The 18,728-nt window shown below is 64.5% G+C and carries 15 protein-coding genes; 10 read left to right on the top strand and 5 right to left on the bottom strand.

The genetic code is table 11. The annotated features are described in order from the left end of the window. Window positions 1–76 precede the first annotated feature (76 nt). The 5 genes from XH80_RS11100 to ugpB all read right to left on the bottom strand — a co-directional run bounded on the left by XH80_RS11100 (window position 77) and on the right by ugpB (window position 6,896). A complete protein-coding gene (locus XH80_RS11100; protein WP_188108389.1) occupies window positions 77–976 on the bottom strand; it encodes an ABC transporter permease in 900 nt (299 codons plus the stop codon). Window positions 977–1,180: 204 nt separating this feature from the next. Next, entirely contained in the window at window positions 1,181–2,194 is a 1,014-nt protein-coding gene (locus XH80_RS11095) for an ABC transporter permease (RefSeq protein ID WP_271598724.1), read from the bottom strand. A 236-nt stretch (window positions 2,195–2,430) separates the two neighbouring features. Then, window positions 2,431–4,053 carry an ABC transporter substrate-binding protein gene (locus tag XH80_RS11090; protein WP_271598630.1) on the bottom strand — a complete coding sequence of 541 codons (1,623 nt, stop codon included), beginning with the start codon at window positions 4,051–4,053 and terminating at the stop codon, window positions 2,431–2,433. Between the two features lie 376 nt (window positions 4,054–4,429). After that, complete coding sequence (locus XH80_RS11085) at window positions 4,430–5,380, bottom strand: aminoglycoside phosphotransferase family protein (protein WP_271598629.1); 951 nt, start codon at window positions 5,378–5,380, stop codon at window positions 4,430–4,432. Window positions 5,381–5,570: 190 nt separating this feature from the next. Then, window positions 5,571–6,896 (bottom strand): sn-glycerol-3-phosphate ABC transporter substrate-binding protein UgpB, encoded by a 1,326-nt coding sequence (gene ugpB / locus XH80_RS11080; protein ID WP_271598628.1) that lies wholly within the window; start codon window positions 6,894–6,896, stop codon window positions 5,571–5,573. Between the two features lie 449 nt (window positions 6,897–7,345). On the opposite strand from ugpB, the gene XH80_RS11075 reads away from it, so the two are divergent. The 10 genes from XH80_RS11075 (at window position 7,346) to XH80_RS11030 (ending at window position 18,627) form a co-directional block, all read left to right on the top strand. Beyond that, entirely contained in the window at window positions 7,346–8,341 is a 996-nt protein-coding gene (locus XH80_RS11075; RefSeq protein ID WP_271598627.1) for a TRAP transporter substrate-binding protein, read from the top strand. Between the two features lie 54 nt (window positions 8,342–8,395). Next, window positions 8,396–10,426: a sensor histidine kinase gene (locus XH80_RS11070; RefSeq protein ID WP_271598723.1), complete on the top strand. Its 2,031-nt coding sequence runs from the start codon at window positions 8,396–8,398 to the stop codon at window positions 10,424–10,426. Beyond that, window positions 10,396–12,141 carry an ATP-binding response regulator gene (locus tag XH80_RS11065; protein ID WP_220004055.1) on the top strand — a complete coding sequence of 582 codons (1,746 nt, stop codon included), beginning with the start codon at window positions 10,396–10,398 and terminating at the stop codon, window positions 12,139–12,141. The genes XH80_RS11070 and XH80_RS11065 overlap by 31 nt, the downstream gene beginning before the upstream one ends. A 12-nt stretch (window positions 12,142–12,153) precedes the next feature. Next, entirely contained in the window at window positions 12,154–12,891 is a 738-nt protein-coding gene (locus XH80_RS11060) for a response regulator (protein ID WP_057747121.1), read from the top strand. Between the two features lie 413 nt (window positions 12,892–13,304). Continuing rightward, window positions 13,305–13,916, top strand: a complete 612-nt coding sequence (locus XH80_RS11055; RefSeq protein ID WP_057747123.1) for a sigma-70 family RNA polymerase sigma factor — start codon at window positions 13,305–13,307, stop codon at window positions 13,914–13,916. A gap of 309 nt (window positions 13,917–14,225) precedes the next feature. After that, window positions 14,226–14,924, top strand: a complete 699-nt coding sequence (locus XH80_RS11050; RefSeq protein WP_271598626.1) for a cytochrome c biogenesis CcdA family protein — start codon at window positions 14,226–14,228, stop codon at window positions 14,922–14,924. Between the two features lie 29 nt (window positions 14,925–14,953). Further along, a complete protein-coding gene (locus tag XH80_RS11045) occupies window positions 14,954–15,520 on the top strand; it encodes a thioredoxin family protein (RefSeq protein WP_057747190.1) in 567 nt (188 codons plus the stop codon). 83 nt (window positions 15,521–15,603) lie between these two features. Beyond that, a complete protein-coding gene (locus tag XH80_RS11040) occupies window positions 15,604–16,578 on the top strand; it encodes a hypothetical protein (protein WP_271598625.1) in 975 nt (324 codons plus the stop codon). 319 nt (window positions 16,579–16,897) lie between these two features. Next, window positions 16,898–17,491: a L,D-transpeptidase gene (locus XH80_RS11035; RefSeq protein WP_057747129.1), complete on the top strand. Its 594-nt coding sequence runs from the start codon at window positions 16,898–16,900 to the stop codon at window positions 17,489–17,491. Window positions 17,492–17,589: 98 nt separating this feature from the next. Continuing rightward, on the top strand, window positions 17,590–18,627 hold the full coding sequence (locus tag XH80_RS11030) for an amino acid ABC transporter substrate-binding protein (protein WP_271598722.1): 1,038 nt from the start codon (window positions 17,590–17,592) through the stop codon (window positions 18,625–18,627). Window positions 18,628–18,728: the final 101 nt, after the last annotated feature.

Below are 18,728 nucleotides of genomic sequence, written 5' to 3'. Positions count from 1 at the left end.
TCGCTCAGACGCGCGAAAACAACCCCATGCACAGTAGAAGCTCCACTGAAATCGTTGGAGAATTTCTGCCAGACCATCACGTCCTCCGCTGGGGGTCGACGATATCGCGCAGGCCGTCGCCAAGGAGGTTGAAGCAGAACACGGCGATCATCAAAGCGAGGCCGGGGAACAGCGCGATCCACCATTCGCCCGACACCATGAAGCCCGCGCCCTCGGCGACCATGATGCCCCATTCCGCCGTCGGCGGGCGGACGCCGAGGCCGATGAAGGAGAGGCCCGCGGCATTCAGAATGGCGTAGCCCATGGTCAGCGACATCTGCACGATCATGATCGGCATGATGTTGGGCAGGATGTGCACCAGCAGGATGCGGAATTCGCCGTTGCCGGACAGCCGCGCCGCCTGCACGAAGCCGGCATTGCGGCGGACATTGGCTTCGGCGCGCGCGACGCGTGCATAGAGCGGGAAGTTCACGATGGCGGTGGCGAGGATGATGTTCTGCACGGTGTTGCCGAGCGCGGCGACGATGCCCATCGCCAGCACGAACAGCGGAAAGGCCATGATGGTGTCGGCGATGCGGCCGACGATGCGGTCGGTCCAGCCGCCGAAATAACCCGCGGCGATACCGGCGAGGCCGCCCATCAAAAACACCAGCACGACGGAGGCGACCGCGATGAAGGTATCGAGCCGCGTCGCCACCACGACGCGGCTGAAGATGTCGCGGCCGAGTTGATCGGTGCCGAACCAGTGCGCGGCTGAAGGCGGTTTCAGCGCCGCGGCGGTGTCGGAAGCGAGCGGATCATACGGCACCACATAGGGGCCGAAGATCGCGGCGGCGAGGATCAGGATCAGCAGCGCGAAAGCAAAGCCCGTGACCTTGTTCTCGCTCAGCACGTAGCGGGTCTGTTCGAGGATGGCGGTAAGCCCGGAGGTGCGGGCGGGGCCGACCGGTTCAACGGCAGGCGCAACGGAGCTCATTGTTTCACTCCTGGTGCTTGGGTAGCGAGCTGGAAATTGGCTTCACCTCTCCCGCTTGCGGGAGAGGTCGCGCCGAAAGGCGCGGGTGAGGGCTCTCTCCTCTTGGGGGTTCTCGACAGAGGAGAAACCCTCTCCCCAACCCTCCCCCGCAAGCGGGGGAAGGGAGCGCACCGTTCGCGTGACCCGCATCGAATGCGATCATGGCTAGCCCTCCAACCGCACGCGCGGATCGATCACGCCGTACAAGATGTCGATCACGAGATTGAGCAGCACGTACATCACCGCCATGGTGAGGACAAAACCCTGCACCGGCGCGAAGTCCGACGAGATCAAGGCTTCCACCGCATAGGAGCCGATGCCTGGCCAGGCGAAGACTTTTTCCACCAGCACGTTGGCGCCCAGCAGGAACGAGAACACCATGCTGAGCGTGGTGATGACGGGCAGCATGGCGTTGCGGAAGGCGTAAGTGACGATCACGGTCGTCGGCGACAGGCCGCTGGCGCGCGCGGTGCGGACAAACTCAGAGGCGAGCACCGCCAGCATCGAGGCGCGCGTCATGCGCGCGATCGGCGCCAGCGAGAAGATCGCGAGCGTCGTCGCGGGCAGGACGAGCTGGCTCAGCGCCGAGCGGAATGCTTCGAAGTCGCGCGCGATGAGGGTGTCGATGAGATAGAAGCCGGTGACCGTGGGCGGCGCGCTGTAGAACACGTCGAGCCGGCCGAGCGGCGCGGGCGACCAGCCGAGCTGAAAGTAGAAGAGATAGACCAGCACCAAGCCCGTGAAGAACACGGGGAGCGAAACGCCTGCCGTCGTCGTGATGCGACAGAGATGGTCGATCCAGGAGCCCGGCCGCGTTGCCGCCAGCACGCCGAGCGGGATGGCGATGACGATGGAGACGATCAGGCCGAGCAATGTCAGCTCGGCCGAGGCCGGCAGGCGGTTGCGGATCTCGGTCGCGACCGGCTGGCCTGTCGTCAGCGAATTGCCGAAATCGCCATGGGCGAGATCGTTGGTGTAGCGGAGGAACTGCTCGATCAGCGGCCTGTCGAGACCGAGCTTCTTGCGGATCTGCTCGACGGCTTCCTTGGTGGCGGCGGGGCCGGCGAAATACGCGGCGGGATCACCGGGCAGCGCGCGCGTCAGCAGGAAAGTGACGATGACGACGCCGATAAGCGAGGGAATCGCAAACATCAGGCGCTTGCCGATCATGGTGAGCATGCGGTGCTCCTCGTGCTTGCCTTGCCTCTCCCGCTTGCGGGAGAGGCCGACGCGCGCCCGGGCGATGCGGAGCATCGTCCCGCGCGCGGCGGGTGAGGGCTCTCGTCACGGAGGGACATCCTCCGCACTTCCCGACAATCCCGACGCGGAGATACCCTCTCCCCAACCCTCTCCCGCAAGCGGGAGAGGGAGCCCAGCGCCGATGCCGATGGGTCACCGACGATCAGCATGTCCCCTCACCCCTTCGCCAGCGCGCGGTAATCCAGCCTGCGGTGGAACCAGTACTGATAGCCCGAGATGTTCTTCTGCATCGCGACGTTGACGAAGGGCTGGTACAGCGGGATGCGCGGGACGTCGGCGAAGGCCAGATCGACAAAGCCCTTCACGTCGGTGTCGTAGGCCGCCTTGTCCCCGGTCGCAGCCGACGTGCGCGCCCCGTCGATCAGCTTGTCCATCTCCGCCGACTTGTAGCTCATGGTGTTGAAGACGGAATTGTTGCCGTGATAGCACCAGTAGAAGAAGTATTCGGGGTAATCGAGCCAGCCCGAGAACACGTTGGTGAAGAGCGGCATCTCCTTCTTGTTCAACTCGGTGCGCCAGTTGGCGCCGGGCACCTTGTTGATGATGGTCTTGATGCCGAGCTGGGCGAGGCTCTCCTGCACCAGCACGCAGAGCGGCTCGTTGACGCCGGCGAAGTTGAGGTCGAACGAGATCGTGGTCTCGAAACCGTTGGCATAGCCGGCTTCAGCCAGCAGCGCCTTCGCCTTCTCCATGTCGGTATTGTACTTGTGCGGCTGCGGCCATGCGACCTCGGTGGCCTTGTCCGCGGGCGCGCCGAACATGGGATTGCCGAGGCCGAACAGCACGGCGTCCATGATCTTCTGATATGGCAGCGCATAGGCGATGGCCTGCCGCACCTTGACGTTATCGAACGGCGGCTTGGTGACGTTCATTCCGATATACTGGATGCCGTTGGAGAACGGCAGCGACACCACGTTGAGCTTGCCGTTCGCCTTCATCTCCTGGAAGTCCTTGAACGGCAGCTCGTAGGAGATGTCGGCGTCACCGCGCTCCAGGAGCGCGCGGCGGTTGCCGGCCTGCGGCACCATGCGCCAGATCACGCGCTTGATCTTCGGCAAGGGACCGCCGACCCAATCCTCGTTGCGCTCCATGATCACCTCGGTGCCGGCGGTCCATTTCGTCACCTTGTAGGCGCCGGAGCCCGCGGTCTGCTGCTTGGTGAACTCGAGCCCCCAGGGGTCCTTCTCGCTGGCGTTCTTCTTCACCAGCTCGGAGTTGACGATGCAGGGCACGATGACGGCGAGATCGGGAACGGTCAGCCTGTCCTTCTTCAGGAAGTCGACCCGCACGGTGTAGTCGTCGATCACGACGAACTGCTCCGGCTTGGTGAGAGAGCCCGCGCTCATCTGGAACGTCGGGAAGCCGCCGACGCTGACGGCGCGGTCGAGCGACCATTTCACGTCTTTCGCCGTCACCGGCGTGCCGTCATGGAATTTGGCGTTCTTCTTCAGCTTGAAGGTGACCGACATGTCGTCGATCTTGAACTCTTCGGCGAGCTCGCCCTTGAACTTGTCGCGGTCGTAATAGGGCACCCCGCCGGGGCCGGCTTTCATCTCATGGCTGATCAGGCGGTCGTAGCAATTCCACGACACTTCGTAGCCGGGCACGTTGGTGCCGACGCCGTGAATGTCGAGATTGTTGGGACCGCCTTCCGACACGATCAGCAGTGTCTCGGAGCGGGCATCGGCATAGGCCGATGAGATGACCTGCGGCACGGCCGGAAGCGCCGCGCCAGCGGCCAATCCGGAAACGGATTTGAGGAAATCGCGGCGCTTCATGGCGGGTGCTCCAACGCAGAAGTTTTCTGGTTGGAACTGGATTCGCAAGGTTCGTGCCAAGGGTTAGCGGCAGGTTAAATCAAGGCTAAGGCGTTGATATCGATTATGTATTATCGGTTGTGGCGAACCAAACTTCGAAGCCCAGGTTCCATAATTGCATGCAAAGAAAGATATTTGCCTATCTAATAGGCAAAGTTCGGAGCCAGCGCACCGAATAGGCAACTCCTGTCACTCCGGGGCGATGCGCAGCATCGAGCCCGGAATCCATCGGGCCGCAGAACACGCGGGAGCTCGCCGCTTCCGCCTTCGCTCTTCGAGCTTCGGCGGACAGGCTGCGGCGCCCCCGAATCACGGGCGAGGCGTTCAGTGGAAGCGATCACTCCGCCCAGATCAGCTCCTGCAGTTCGATCAGATCGCTCGCCTTGTCCTGCCAACCCTCAATGCAGATGTGGCTGTTGAGGTCGCTGGCGTGGTGCAGCAGCATCAAGGCCATCAGGCGGCGCTTGAGCGCGAAATCAGGCTTCGCGTAACCGAAGCCTTCGAGCAGGCTGCGCACCCTGCCCGGCCCGCCCGCCGCCATGAAGGCGCTGGGGCCGAGCAGGTCGTAATCGCGAAAGCCGGCGCGCACGTCGCCGAAATCGAACAGGCCGGCGAGCGACCAGTCGCCGTCGCGGCAGGCGAGCAGGACGTTTTCCGGAATGTATTCGCCGATCAGGATCACCGGCGGCGCGTCCATCGGGATCAGCGTCGCCGCATCGCGCAGGAGATCGTCGAGACCTTCAAGGAATTTCGGCGCGAGGCCGAGCCGCGTGTGCCTCGTACGACAGCCCTGCATCTGCGCGCGCATGAACGCATCCCAGCGCGGCTCAAGCTCAGCGAGCGGGCCGAGCGGCGCGCGCTGCACGGCGGCGATGGTCTCGCCGACCTGGCGCAGCACCCGCTCCTTCTGCGCTTCCGGCAGCTGCGGCCAGATCTCCGAGCCGAGCGTGCCTGATAGCCGCGTGATGATCAGATAGGGCCAACCGTCGCGCACCCCCTCCGCGACGATCGCGGGGATCGGCAGATGAAGGCGGCCGGCAAGCTGCATCAACGAACCGCGCTCGGAGATGAATTGCGCGCGCAGCAGCGGCGGGAAGATTTTCAGGATCAGCCTGTCACCGATGCCGACGACGAGATTGGTGCCGGTCGAGAACACATGCGGCGAGGCGACGTCGACGCCGTGGCTCCGCGCGATGTCGAGCGCGATCGGCAGCCATTGCGGCGGATCGGAGCGAAAGCTGCGGAAGGACTGCGCGTCAGTGAAGTGAGGCAGTGACACGGTGGTCATCGCCGCAAACCCGGCAGACGGTGCACCTCTCCCGCTTGCGGGAGAGGTCGACGCGAAGCGTCGGGTGAGGGTTCTTTCCTGTTGGGGATTACCCCGTTGCGGAGACACCCTCTCCCCGACCCTCCCCCGCAAGCGGGGGAGGGAGCGCAGCGCCGTTGTGGCGGCTTGCGAGTGCTGATCGCAAGATCCATTACTGCTCCGGGCTCGCACGCTCGAACTGGCGCAGCAGCTTGTTGCCGCGCTCGACGGCGACATCGAGCGCGGCTTGCGCGCTCTTCTGGCCGGCAAAGGCCTGCTCGAGCTCTTCCTCGATGGTGCCGCGGATCAGGTTGAAGGAGCCGAGCCTGATGCCCTTGGAATTCTCCGTCGGCGGATGCAGGGTGATCTGCTCGAACGAGATTGCCGAGCCCGGATTGCGCTCATAGAAGCCCTGCGCGCGCGTCAGCTCATAGGCGGCGCGGGTGATCGGCAGGTAGCCGGTGTTCTGGTGCCAGGCGGCCTGCACGCCGGGCTGCGACAGATAGGCGAAGAACCGCGCCACGCCCTTGTATTCCTGGCGCGGCCGGTCGCGCAGCACCCACAGCGTGGCGCCGCCGATGATGGAATTCTGCGGCGCGCCCGCAACATCGGGCCAATGCGGCATCATGCCGTAGCCGATCTCGAATTTCGAGAAGGCCTTGATGTCGGCGCGCGTCGCCGACGAGCCGATAAAGATGCCGCATTCGCCGTTCTGGAAACGCGGCTCGGCAGCCTGCCCGCGGCCGCTATAGTCGAACAGTTTTGTCTTCTGCCATTCGGCGAGCTGGGCGACGTGCTTGATCACGGCCGGATTGTTGATGGTCAATTCCGCATCAAGACCAGCAAAGCCGTTCGCGCGCGTGGCCACCGGCAGATTGTGAAACGCCGAAAAATTCTCGATGTGGATCCAGGACGGCCACGACGTGGTGAAGCCGCACACGGCGCCGCGCTCGCGCAGGCGCCTGGCCGCCTGACCAAGCTCGGGCCAGGTCTTCGGCGGCGTCTCCGGGTCGAGGCCGGCGTCGCGAAACATGGTCTTGTTGTAGTAGAGGATCGGCGTCGACGAGTTGAACGGGAAGGACAGCAGATTGCCTGACGCATCGGTGTAATAGCCGGAGACCGCCGGAAGGTAGTCGTTCAGCGAGAACGGCTCGCCCATGTCGCGCATCATGCTGTAGACCGGATAGATCGCGCCCTTGGCGGCGGTCATGGTCGCGGTGGCGACCTCGTTGACCTGGACGATCGCAGGCTGGCTGCGCGAGCGGAAGGCGAAGATCGCGGCCGTCACCGTCTCGGTGTAATTGCCCTTGTACGCAGGCACGACGCGGTAATCCGACTGCGAGGCGTTGAAGTCGGAGGTGAGCTTCTCGAGCTGCTTGCCGAGCTCGCCCGACATGGCGTGCCACAACGCGATGTCGGTAGCGGCACGCGCCTCGCAGCTCAAGGCGAGGGCCAAGGTGGCGGCGGCGACCTGCAAAAGGCGCAATGCTGAAGTCACGATGGCTCTTCCCGTATGACGCGGCAAAAGGCGGCCACACCCTGCTTAAGGCGCGCGAGAAGCGGTTTCAACCGGGAATGACGACGTACGGCGGCGCACAATCGGCCTCTTGCTTCGCCTCTCCCGCTTGCGGGAGAGCATAGGCCGACTTCGGCGGCCGTCCTTAAAGGACGCCGAGGCGTAGCCTCGGCTATGCACGCCCCGGGGCGATGCGAAGCATGTCCCGAGCGTGGCGGGTGAGGGCTCTTTGGATTGTCCCAACGCGGAGACACCCTCTCCCCGACCCTCCCCCGCACACGGGGGAGGGAGCCCACTGCCGATGCCGCAGCATCGTGCGCACCACATGCGATTGCCTGCCCCCGGCGGCGGGATGGCCTTCCCTTTACCATCTGCTAGATTGCGTTGAACCTTTTGGTCCCGCCATAGACTCCATCACCGAGGGGTTGAGTGTGCCAGTGTTAAACCGTGCCGAACGCTCACGGGCCGGGGTGATTTTCGTCGCGCTACTGCTCGCCATTTGCGCGACGAGCGCCGCTGCGCGTGAATTCCGCGCCGCCGACACCCAGACCGAGGATTATCCGACCGTCCAGGCGCTGCGCTACATGGGCGCGCTGATCTCTGAGCGCACCGGCGGCCGGCACCAGATCAAGGTGTTTCACTCCCGCCAGCTCGGCGAGGAGAAGGAGACGATCGCGCAGACCCGCGCCGGCGCGATCGACCTCAACCGGACCAATGTGGCCCTGATCGGCAATTTCGTTCCGGCGATGAACGTGCTGGCCATGCCGTTCCTGTTCCGGTCCATCGAGCACATGCAGAAGGTGCTGGACGGGCCGATCGGCAAGGAGATCCTCGGCAGCTTCGAGCCCTACGGCTTTGTCGGGCTCGCCTTCTACGATTCCGGGGCCCGCTCGATCTACAACAACGTCCGTCCGGTCAGGAGCCTTGCCGACCTCAAGGGATTGCGGATCCGGGTGCAGCAATCGGAGTTGATGAGCCAGATGATCCGCGCGCTCGGCGGCGAGCCGGTCGAGCTGCCCTACGGGCAGGTGCTCACGGGGCTCTCGACCCATCTGATCGACGGCGCCGAAAACAACTGGCCCTCCTTCGTGACCACAGACCATTACAAGCATGCCGCCTACTACACCCTCACCGAGCACACGATGAGCCCGGAGGTGCTGGTGATCTCGCTCAAGGCCTGGCAGAGCCTGTCGGCTGAGGACCAGACCATCTTCAGGGAAGCCGCCGCCCGTTCGAGCCTGTACATGCGCGAGAAATGGCGCGACCTCGAGGAGCAGTCGCAGCGCAAGGCGGACGCCGCCGGCATCACCGTGATCAAGACCATCGACCGCAAGCCGTTCGAGGATGCGATGGCGCCGATCTACGCCAAGGCCGCGCAGGATCCCGCGGCGGCGGCGCTGATCGAACGCATTCGCAAGGTGGAGTGACGCTGTTTGATCGTGCCCGGCACCAGCGAGAGTGCAGAGCGGCCGCCCGGCCCGATCGGGCGGCTGCGCGCGCGCCTCGTCGGCGTGCTGCGGGCAGTGCCGATCCGCTGGCGCATCCTGTCGATCGCGGCGCTGAACTCCGCCGTGGTGATCGTGCTGGTGGCGATGATCTGGAACGGCGCGCAGGTGCTGAGCTCGGCCTGGGACGACGTGCGGCAGGTGCGGGAATCCGACCGCATCCTGGCCCTGCTCGAGAGCGAGACCGGGCGGCTGCAGAACCTGATCCACCGCTACATCAACCAGCCGAGCCCGGACCTGTTCGCCGAGATCCTGCTGCTGCGCGAGGCCGTGCTGGGCACGCTGACCGACCGCGCCGCCAAGGACCCGATGCTGTCAGGCTCGGTCGAGGAGCTGGAGCGCACCACCGACCGCTTCCTCAACGGCTTCGGCGAGCTGCGCAGCGTGCAGGCGACCATCGCCAGGACCTATGAGGAACAGGTGCAGGGCCCCGCCAAGGACATGGCGGGCCTCTACTCCATCATCGAGGGCGCTACCGGCCATCGCGACGCGCTGATCTGGCCCTCGCTCGGCAAGTCGCGCGAGGCCTTCACCGCGATGCTGGTCGCGGCCAATTCCTACTATCTGTCGCAGTCGGTCGCGGCCGCCGACGACGCGCGCCGCCACACCGAGACGATCGAGAAGACGATTCCCGTCATGATCGATCTCGCCGACAATGATTTGCAGAAGATGGCGCTGCAAAAGCTCGCGACCCGCACCATGGCGCTGCGCGAGGGCTTTGCAAAACTCTCGGAGCAATTGACGAGCCGCAACGAGCTCTTGCGCAACACCATCGACGCCAGCCAGGCCGAGGCGATCGGCGCCATCGACAATCTCTCGACCAAGATGCGCCAGCGCGAGCAGAGGGCGCAGGAGACGTTCGACCGCACGCTGGCGGACATTTCACGTCGCGTGCTCTCCATCGCGGTGATCTTCCTCGGCATCATCCTCTCCGCCGGCGTGCTGATCGCGCTGTCGATCCGGCTGCCGCTGCAGCAGATCATGACCGCGATGCGCGCGATCACGCTCGGCGATCTCGGCCGCGAGGTGCAGGGCACCAAGGCCCGCGACGAGGTCGGCGCCATGGCGCGCGCGGTGGAGGTGTTCCGCGAGAACGCGATCGCCAAGCGCCAGACCGAGGACGAGCTGCGCGCGTCCAAGGAAAAGGCCGAAAGCGCGCTGCTCGAGCTCAACGCCGCGCAGCAGAATTTGATCGACGCCGAACGGCTCGCGGCCCTCGGCGGCCTCGTCGCCGGCGTCGCGCACGAGGTCAACAACCCGATCGGCATCAGCCTGACGGTGGCCTCGAGCTTTGCGCGGCGCACCGAGATTTTCGAGGCCCAGCTGAAGGGCGACGGCGGCCTGCGCCGCTCGCAGCTGGATGAATTCGTGCAGTCCTCTCGCGATGCATCCCAGCAGCTGGTCGCCAACCTCGCCCGCGCCGGCGAGCTGATCCAGTCGTTCAAGCAGGTCGCGGTCGACCGCTCCCATGCCGAGCGGCGGCAGTTCTCGCTGAGCGAAGCCACCGACCAGATCATCGCGAGCCTGCGGCCCGTGCTGAAGCGCTCGCCGATCACGCTGCAGGTCGACGTGCCCGAGGGGCTCTTGCTCGACGGCTATCCCGGCTCCTATGGCCAGATCCTGACCAACCTGTTCCTCAACGCCGCCAACCACGCCTTTGCCGACGGCCGCGCCGGCACCATCGCGATCTCGGCCCGGCCGCGCGGCACCGAGGATATCGAGATCATCTTCGCCGATGACGGGGCCGGCATGACCCCGGACGTGCAGCGCCAGGCCTTTGACCCATTCTTTACCACAAGACGCAACGAAGGTGGCACGGGCCTGGGCTTGCATATCGTCTATAACCTTGTCACCCAGCAGCTCGGCGGGCGGATGATGCTGGAATCCAAGCTGGGACAAGGCACTACTTTTCGGATTATCATGCCGCGCATCGCCAAGGGCGGGGCGCAAAGCACAGAAAGTGACGGGACTTCTCAATGGCCGAACAGGACGATGTCCTCCACCTGATCGACGATACCGGTACCGCGTCGGAGGACACGGACGCCCGGAAATGGAAGATCGCCGTCATCGACGACGATCCGGCCGTGCATGACGGCACCCGTTTTGCGCTCTCGGATTACAGCCTGAACGGCCAGGGACTGGAGATCCTCTCCGCCCATTCCGCGGCGGAAGGCCGCAAGCTGATGGCCGCGCACAGCGACATCGCCGCGGTGCTGCTCGACGTCATCATGGAGACCGACGTCGCCGGCCTCGAGCTGGTCGAATACATCCGCAACGTGCTCAAGAACGAGACCGTGCGCATCATCCTGCGCACCGGACAGCCGGGCCAGGCGCCGGAGCGGCGCGTGATCGTGCAGTACGACATCAACGACTACAAGGCCAAGACCGAGCTCACTGCCGACAAGCTGTTCACCTCGCTGACCGCGGCGCTGCGCTCCTACCAGCAGCTCGAGCGCATGGTGCAGACGCGGCGCGGGCTCGAGATCATCATCGATGCGGCCTCGACCCTGTACGACTTCAAGTCGATGCAGCGGCTCGCCGAGGGCGTGCTGACCCAGCTCGCCTCGCTGCTCAATGTCGACTGCGCCGGCATATTGGTGCTGCGCGACAATGGCGGCGTCGATGCCGAGCTCTCGGTGCTGGCCGGCAGCGGCTGCTACAGCCGCTTCATCGGCACGACCTCGTCGAAGGCGCTCGACCCTGATTTGCGCCAGCTGGTGGAGGACGCGTTCCAGCGCCGCAAGAACGAATTCGCCGACCATCGCAGCGTGATCTATTTGCGCACCGGAAGCGGCCGCGAGGTCGTGGTGCTGCTGCAGTCCGAGCGCGATCTGTCCGAGACCGACCGCTCGCTGGTCGAGATCTTCTCGAGCCGGCTCTCGATCGCGTTCGACAACGTCATCCTCTATCAGCAGCTCCAGGACGCCAACACCCAGCTGGAGGACCGCGTCGCCCAGCGCACCCGCGCCTTGATGCAGGCCAACCGCCGGCTGTCGGCACAATGGCTGCGGCTGCAGCGCGCCAACGGCTTCAAGAACGAGATCCTGGGCACCGTCGCGCACGATCTGAAGAACCCGCTCGGCGTCATCCTCGGCCGCACCGAGATGCTGAAGGAGCTGATCTCGACCGGCGCCTCGGCATCAGGCGTGGTCTCCCAGGTCGACCATATCAGAGACGCCACCAAGCGCCTGACCACGATGGTCGACCATCTGATCTCGGATGCGATGGCGGATGCCTTCGACATCACCATCCGCCGCGAGCCGGTCGACGTCGCCGCGCTGGTGAAGGAGGTCGCCGAGGCCAACCAGCCCCTCGCCGTCAACAAGCAGCAGTCGATCAGCGTCAGCGCGCCCACCAACATCGTCACCATGTGCGACACCGACCGCATCCGCGAGGCGATCGACAATCTGATCAGCAACGCCATCAAATACTCGCCGTTTGCGGGCAAGATCACCGTCGCGGTCAGCCATGAGGGCAACGACACCATCATCCGCGTCAGCGACGAGGGCGCCGGCCTGTCGCCGGAGGACCTCGGCCGCCTGTTCGGCCGGTTCCAGCGGCTCTCCGCAAAACCGACGGCAGGTGAGAGCTCGACGGGGCTTGGGTTGTCCATCGTCAAGCGTATTATCGACATGCATGGCGGCGAGGTAACCGCCGACAGCGACGGCCCGGGCAAGGGCTCGACCTTCACCATCACCCTACCCGCGACCGAGATGCCGTGATTCGAGCGTGACATGACACAAAGCCCGCACATCATGATCGTCGACGACGAGGCCCCGGCCCGCGAGATGGTCGGCGATTACCTCAAGATGCACGGCTTCACCGTGACGCTGTGCGACGGCGGCAAGAGCTTGCGCGCCGCGATCGACGGCAGCATGCCCGACCTCGTCGTGCTCGACCTCAACATGCCCGAGGAGGACGGCCTCTCGATCATCCGCGACCTCAAGAGCCGCAGCAACGTGCCCGTCATCATGCTCACGGCGACCGCGAGCCCGATCGACCGCGTCGTCGGCCTCGAGCTCGGCGCCGACGATTACGTCGCAAAGCCCTGCGAGCTGCGCGAGCTGATGGCGCGGATCCGCTCGGTGCTGCGGCGGAGCACGCCGGCGAAATCAGCCGGCAGCGATGCGGCGCCGGCGAAATCCGACAAGGATCAGCTGGTACGCTTTGGGACAAAATGGCTCGACCTCGAAGCCCAGGCGCTGCGCGACGACGAGGGCAATGAGCATCCGCTGACCGCGTCCGAGTTCGGGCTTTTGAAAGTGTTCGCGGCCAATCCGAAGCGCGTGCTATCGCGCGAGCGGCTGCTGGAGCTTGCCAACGCGCGCGATGCCGAAGCCTTCGACCGCGCCGTGGACCTGCGCATCATGCGCATCCGCCGCAAGATCGAGCCCGACCCGACCAAGCCCGCCGTGATCCGCACCATCCGCGGCGGCGGCTATTTGTTCTCGCCGCAGGGCGAGAAGGCCTAGGCACACCACGAGTTGCCGTAGGGTGGGCAAAGGCGCAACGCGCCGTGCCCACCATCTCTCACGAATCTTGGAAAGAACGTGGGCACGGCGCAGAAGGGCGCCTTTGCCCACCCTACGGCACTGTGTCTGGAGCCGGACCTGCGTCGTGACGACGGCAATGGGTGCGGCGCGACGTAACGCAAGCCCCGGAAATTCGTTCCTCCCAGTCCAATTCCGCAGCACCGTATTTTCCAAGCCTTGAAATTCCACGCTTTTTTGGTCCCGATGTTTCGTCGCGACTTGAACGACGAAACAATTTAGCGGCGCACGAAACCATTTTCCCCTTTTCGTGCAGACGTCCCGAAACGATGGCTGATTAACACTTTGGCTCAAGGAAACGCCGCTCGGTTGCGGCGCACCGGGGAGCCAAGTCAATGCCGAACGTCATCGCCATCAACGCCCAAGCCAGCCAGAGCATCATCGCTGCCCAGGCGACCTCGGACGACATGCTTCTCGAAAGCATTGCCGACGGCAACCGGACGTCCATGCACATCCTCTATTGCCGTCACAACGTGCGGGTGTACCGCTTCATCCTGCGCATGGTGCGTGACGCGACCACGGCCGAAGATCTGGTCAGCCAGGTGTTCCTGGACGTGTGGCGGACCGCCGGCCAATTTCAGGGCCGCTCGCAGGTCTCGACCTGGCTGCTCTCGATCGCCCGCTTCAAGGCGCTGACCGCGATGCGCCAGCGCCGCTTCGAGGACATCGACCAGGAGGACGTGCGCCAGATCCCCGACGATTGCGACACGCCCGAGACCTCGCTCGACCGCAGCGACACCAGCGCCATCCTGCGCGCCTGCGTCCAGAAGCTGTCGCCGGCGCATCGCGAGATCATCAACCTCGTCTACTACCATGAGAAGTCGGTGGAGGAGGTCGGACAGATCATCGGCATCCCGCAGAGCACGGTGAAGACGCGGATGTTCTACGCCCGCAAGCAACTGGCCGATTTGCTTAAGACTTGCGGCGTCGACCGTTTCGCGGCCTAAGCCAAGCGATTTCAATGGGATAGGGGCGGATTTCCGGCCCCGTCCCAGGACACGAAAGCGTTACCGCCGACGAAACAAATGAAACAAAGCACAACATCAGGCGGAAAAACTTCGTCCCTATAAAGCTCCCATACGGTTTCGTTAAACCCTCCCAAGACCTAAAACGACCCGGACGGGATGCCCCCCTCCGGGTCGTTTTATATTTTGGGGTGGGTGGGGAGCGGCCGCCCCGTCACGACCGCGTGACGGCGCGTAACGACCGGCATCTCCATCGCGAACTGCCCTCGTGACCTCCTTCACGAGTGCCCCATGCTTGAGCTTCTGTTCGCTGTCCTCGCCGGCATCCTGACCATCGCCGCTCCCTGCACGCTGCCGATGCTGCCGATCCTGCTTGGCGCCTCGATCGGGCATTCCTCGCGTGCGCGGCCCGCGATGATCGCGCTTGGCTTCGTCGTCTCGTTCTCCGCGGTCGCGCTGCTGCTCGGCGCGCTGACAAGACTGTTCGATTTCGATCCGAATCTGCTGCGCGAGGCGGCGGCGATCCTGCTGCTCGGCTTTGGCCTCTTGATGCTGTGGCCGGCGCCGTTCGAATGGCTGTCGATCCGGCTCAATGGCTGGCTCAATCTTGGCGCCGCCGGCGGCGCGCCGCGCGAGGGTGCGCTTGGCGGGCTCCTGCTCGGCACCACGCTCGGACTGGTCTGGACGCCCTGCGCCGGCCCGGTGCTCGGCTCGATCCTGACGCTGGTTGCGACGTCAAGGAATCTGGCCTGGGCCGGCACGCTGCTGGTTGCCTATGCGATCGGCGCTGCGATCCCGATGCTTGCGATCGCCTATGGCGGACAGGCCGCGACCACGCGCGTGCGCAACCTGTCGCGCATCTCGCCGCTGATGCAGCAGGGCTTTGGCGTGGTCGTGATCGCCTTCGCGCTCGCCGCCTACTTCCAATACGACACGCTGATCGTGGCGTGGCTCACCGGCTTCTATCCCACCGGCCAGATCGGCCTGTGATCCCTCACCTCTTAACGGAGAACATGACCATGACTTTCAAGCTGCTCGCCGTCTCCGCCGCCCTGATCGGCTTCACCGTGACCGGCGCCGTCATCCCCGGCATTTGCGACGAGGCCATACAAGCAGCGCCGGTCAAGGTCGCCGCCGCAAGCCAGGCGGTGAGCGCGCCTGATTTCACCGGCATCAGCAACTGGTTCAATTCCAAGCCGCTTCATGTCGCCGATCTCCGCGGCAAGGTCGTTCTGGTCGACTTCTGGACCTATGGCTGCGTCAACTGCGTCAACACGCTGCCGCACGTCACCGAGCTCTATGCCAAGTACAAGGACCAGGGTCTCGTCGTGGTCGGCGTGCATACGCCGGAATTCCCGTTCGAGCGATCGGCGTCCAACCTGCAGGCGGCGCTGAAGCGTCACGGCATCACCTATCCGGTGGCGCAGGACAATGACTCCAAGACCTGGAACGCCTACAGCAACCAATATTGGCCGGCGCAATACATCATCGACCAGAGCGGCAAGATCGTGTTCCAGCATGAAGGCGAAGGACGCTACGACGAGATCGACCGAACCGTGGCAAAGCTGCTGAACGCCAGCAGCTGAGTCGGATAGGGCGGCCTTGCGTTGCTGCTTGACTCCACGGACCGGTCCGTGGAGTTTCGCGCGCGACGCAATCAGCCGCCGCAATGAACGACGCGACCACCAGCAACGACATCCGCCTTCGCGAAGGCGCCTCGATCGCGCAGCGGCTGGTCGTGGCCGGCTCGGCGGCGGCTGTTGCGCTGTGCTTCACGCCGGGGCTGTTCACCCACGATGCCCTTGAGGTGATCATCTCCGTGGTCGCGCTGCTGGCGGGCACCGCGTTTGTCGGTGTCGTCATGCTGACGCCGGCGGTGGTGTGGATCATCACCCCTGACGAGATCCTGATCGGACGGCAGCGTCCGTTCGGGAAGCTCCAGACCAGGGTCGTCGCGAAAGACGAGATCACTGGGCTTCAGGTTCCCGGCAGCAAGACCGCCAAGGCCCGATTTCAACTGGCCTTCACGCTGGCCTCGGGCGAGCGCCTGACCTCCCCGCCGCTGTCCGACGTCACCCATGTTCATGACACCGTGGCGCGGATTGCGGCGCAGTTCGACGTCCCCGATGTCGAGGCGCCCCTCAACCCGCTCGATGCCAGCAATCCCGAAATGCGGCTTGGCGAACCCGTCGAGCCGTTTTCCCAAAGAGACATCCGAATCGCGGCCGTGATCGCCGTCGCGGTGAGTGCCGCGCCCTACGCCTACAAGCTCTGGCGGGGTTTGCCGCCAAATTGGACCGACTTCATGCTGCTGCCGCTTGGCGTGGTCGCGGCGTTCGCGGTCACCAGATTTGCCAATCTCGTCACGGGCGCCTTCTGGATTGTCCGCGAGGGCGACATCCGCGTCGAACGCCTCTGGGGCAACGGCGAGCCGCGCGCGGACCATATCGAAGGGCACGACGTCAAGGCGATCACGGTCGAACGCCGCGGCCGGTCCGAGGATGAGCACTGCATCGTGGTGATCCGCCTGCACTCCGGGCGACGCTTTCGCAGCCCCCGCATCGGCTCGCGCAACGAGGCGCGCGCCGTGGGCGCGGAGATCGTGCGGCGGCTCGGGATCGGGGCGGAGGCTAATCGGATTTAGGGCGCTGTTGCCGCATCGTCATGGCCGGGCTCGTCCCGGCCATCCACGTCTTGACCCGCGGCACCAAGAACGTGGATGCCCGGGACAAGCCCGGGCATGACGGCAACTGTGGATGCAAATTCGGCCTCCCCGCCCAAAGAGGCAACCTCTGCCACTGCTTTTCGCGCCAACCCACCCTGTTCATGGTGTTGATCCACGTCAAAAAACCAAAGCATTCTCGTGACATACGAATCGGGCGCGCCTTGAACTTGCCACGAAGCTGCCCCTGAGTTCAGATGCAACCTGACGATTTGCGCTGTGGCAGCGGGGAGAGCTTGAAATGACGGATTTTCGTCGCCTGACCGGGACATTGCTGGCTGCGATGGGCCTGATCCTGTCCGCACCGCAGGCTTTCGCCCAGCAGCCTGATCGCGGCGACGAGCCCGGCCTGATCGCCGACGACAGCTACGAGCTCGATCCGGAATGGCAGAAGCAGGTCGTGTACTATCGCACCACCGAAGCGCCGGGCACCATCATCATCTCGACCGCCGAGCGGCACCTTTATCTGATCCAGCCGGGCGGGCGCGCGATCCGCTACGGCATCGGCGTCGGTCGTGACGGCTTCCAGTGGCAGGGCCTGGTGCAGATCACCAACAAGAAGGAGTGGCCGGACTGGACGCCGCCGCCGGAGATGATCCAGCGCCAGCCTTATCTGCCGCGCTTCATGGCCGGCGGCCCCGGCAATCCGCTGGGGGCCCGCGCCATGTATCTGGGCACCACGGTCTACCGCATCCACGGCACCAACCGGCCTGACACGATCGGCACCAAGGTGTCCTCGGGCTGCTTCCGCCTGGTCAACAACGACGTCGCCGATCTCTATGATCGCGTTCCTGTCGGGACCAAGGTGGTCATCCGGCAGAAGCCCGAACTCTAAGCCCGTCCTTCGAGCATGATCCCTTGGAGTTTCCTTGGAATCATGCTTCCCGCCTCTTCCAAATTTCCTTGTCCCGATTTTTTCGAGAGAGCAACATGATGCGCACATTTCGAGGCGGCCTGCTGATCGGGCTCGCGGTCGCCGTGCTGGTCGCCGCCTTGGCCATCACCTACGAATTCTACGACACCCGCACCCTGAAGCGCACCGTGCGCCGCGGCGAGGTGCTGTGCGGCGTCAACAAGGGCCTGCCGGGCTTCTCGATTCCCGACGACAAGGGCAACTGGACCGGTTTTGACGTCGATTTCTGCCGTGCCGTCGCGGCGGCGATCTTCGACGATCCGAGCAAGGCGAAGTTCATCCCGCTCGATGCCAGCGAGCGCTTCAAGGAATTGCAGAGCCGCAAGGTCGACATCCTCTCGCGCAACTCGACCTGGAGCATGTCGCGCGAGCTCGAATATGATCTGTATTTCCCGGCCGTCGCCTATTACGACGGCGAAGGCTTCATGGTGCCGCGCTCCCGCAACAAGGAGACCTCGCTCGACCTCGCCGACAGCAAGGTCTGCGTGCAATCCGGCACCACCACGCTGCTCAACCTCGCCGACTACTTCAAAGCCAACAACATGAAGTATGAGCTGGTGAAGTTCGACAAGCTGGAAGATGTGGTGAAGGCCTACGATACCGGCAAGTGCGACACGCTCACCGCCGACGTCTCCCAGCTCTATGCGCTCCGGCTGAACCTGTCCAAGCCCGGCGATCACATGATCCTGCCCGACATGATCTCCAAGGAGCCGCTCGCCCCCGTCGTGCGCCAGCGCGACGACGACTGGATGATGATCGTGAAGTGGACGCTCTACGCGATGATCAACGCCGAGGAGCTCGGCGTCACCTCGCAGAACATCGACGAAGCGCTGAAGTCGAAGAAGCCTGAGGTGATGCGCCTCGTCGGCACCGAAGGCAATTATGGCGAGCAGCTTGGCCTGACCAAGGACTGGGCCGTGCGCATCATCCGCCATGTCGGCAATTACGGCGAAATGTACGAGCGCAACATCGGCGAGAAGTCGCAGTTGAAGATCCCGCGCGGCATGAACCAGCTGTGGAATGCCGGCGGCGTGCAGTATGCGCCGCCGATGCGGTGAGGGCTCTCCGGCGACACTTCGTAGGGTGGGTTAGCTGTGGAATTTCAACAGGTCGTCCATCGGCAGGCCGAGGCGGCTGATGGGCGGCTTGGCTTGCAGAC

This window comes from Bradyrhizobium sp. CCBAU 45384 (genome assembly GCF_028128665.1).
GTDB lineage: Bacteria > Pseudomonadota > Alphaproteobacteria > Rhizobiales > Xanthobacteraceae > Bradyrhizobium > Bradyrhizobium manausense.
The sequence above is the reverse complement of the archived record's forward strand: the minus strand, read 5'-3'. Positions and strand labels throughout refer to the sequence as shown.

Coding starts and splice junctions, on each gene's coding strand:
- XH80_RS11085 (WP_271598629.1), bottom strand. CDS start 5,380: ATGACCACCGTGTCACTGCCTCACTTCACTGACGCGCAGTCCTTCCGC.
- XH80_RS11045 (WP_057747190.1), top strand. CDS start 14,954: ATGACTTTCAAGCTGCTCGCCGTCTCCGCCGCCCTGATCGGCTTCACC.
- XH80_RS11065 (WP_220004055.1), top strand. CDS start 10,396: ATGGCCGAACAGGACGATGTCCTCCACCTGATCGACGATACCGGTACC.
- XH80_RS11035 (WP_057747129.1), top strand. CDS start 16,898: ATGACGGATTTTCGTCGCCTGACCGGGACATTGCTGGCTGCGATGGGC.
- XH80_RS11090 (WP_271598630.1), bottom strand. CDS start 4,053: ATGAAGCGCCGCGATTTCCTCAAATCCGTTTCCGGATTGGCCGCTGGC.
- XH80_RS11050 (WP_271598626.1), top strand. CDS start 14,226: ATGCTTGAGCTTCTGTTCGCTGTCCTCGCCGGCATCCTGACCATCGCC.
- XH80_RS11055 (WP_057747123.1), top strand. CDS start 13,305: ATGCCGAACGTCATCGCCATCAACGCCCAAGCCAGCCAGAGCATCATC.
- XH80_RS11095 (WP_271598724.1), bottom strand. CDS start 2,194: ATGCTCACCATGATCGGCAAGCGCCTGATGTTTGCGATTCCCTCGCTT.
- XH80_RS11060 (WP_057747121.1), top strand. CDS start 12,154: ATGACACAAAGCCCGCACATCATGATCGTCGACGACGAGGCCCCGGCC.
- XH80_RS11040 (WP_271598625.1), top strand. CDS start 15,604: ATGAACGACGCGACCACCAGCAACGACATCCGCCTTCGCGAAGGCGCC.
- XH80_RS11100 (WP_188108389.1), bottom strand. CDS start 976: ATGAGCTCCGTTGCGCCTGCCGTTGAACCGGTCGGCCCCGCCCGCACC.
- XH80_RS11030 (WP_271598722.1), top strand. CDS start 17,590: ATGCGCACATTTCGAGGCGGCCTGCTGATCGGGCTCGCGGTCGCCGTG.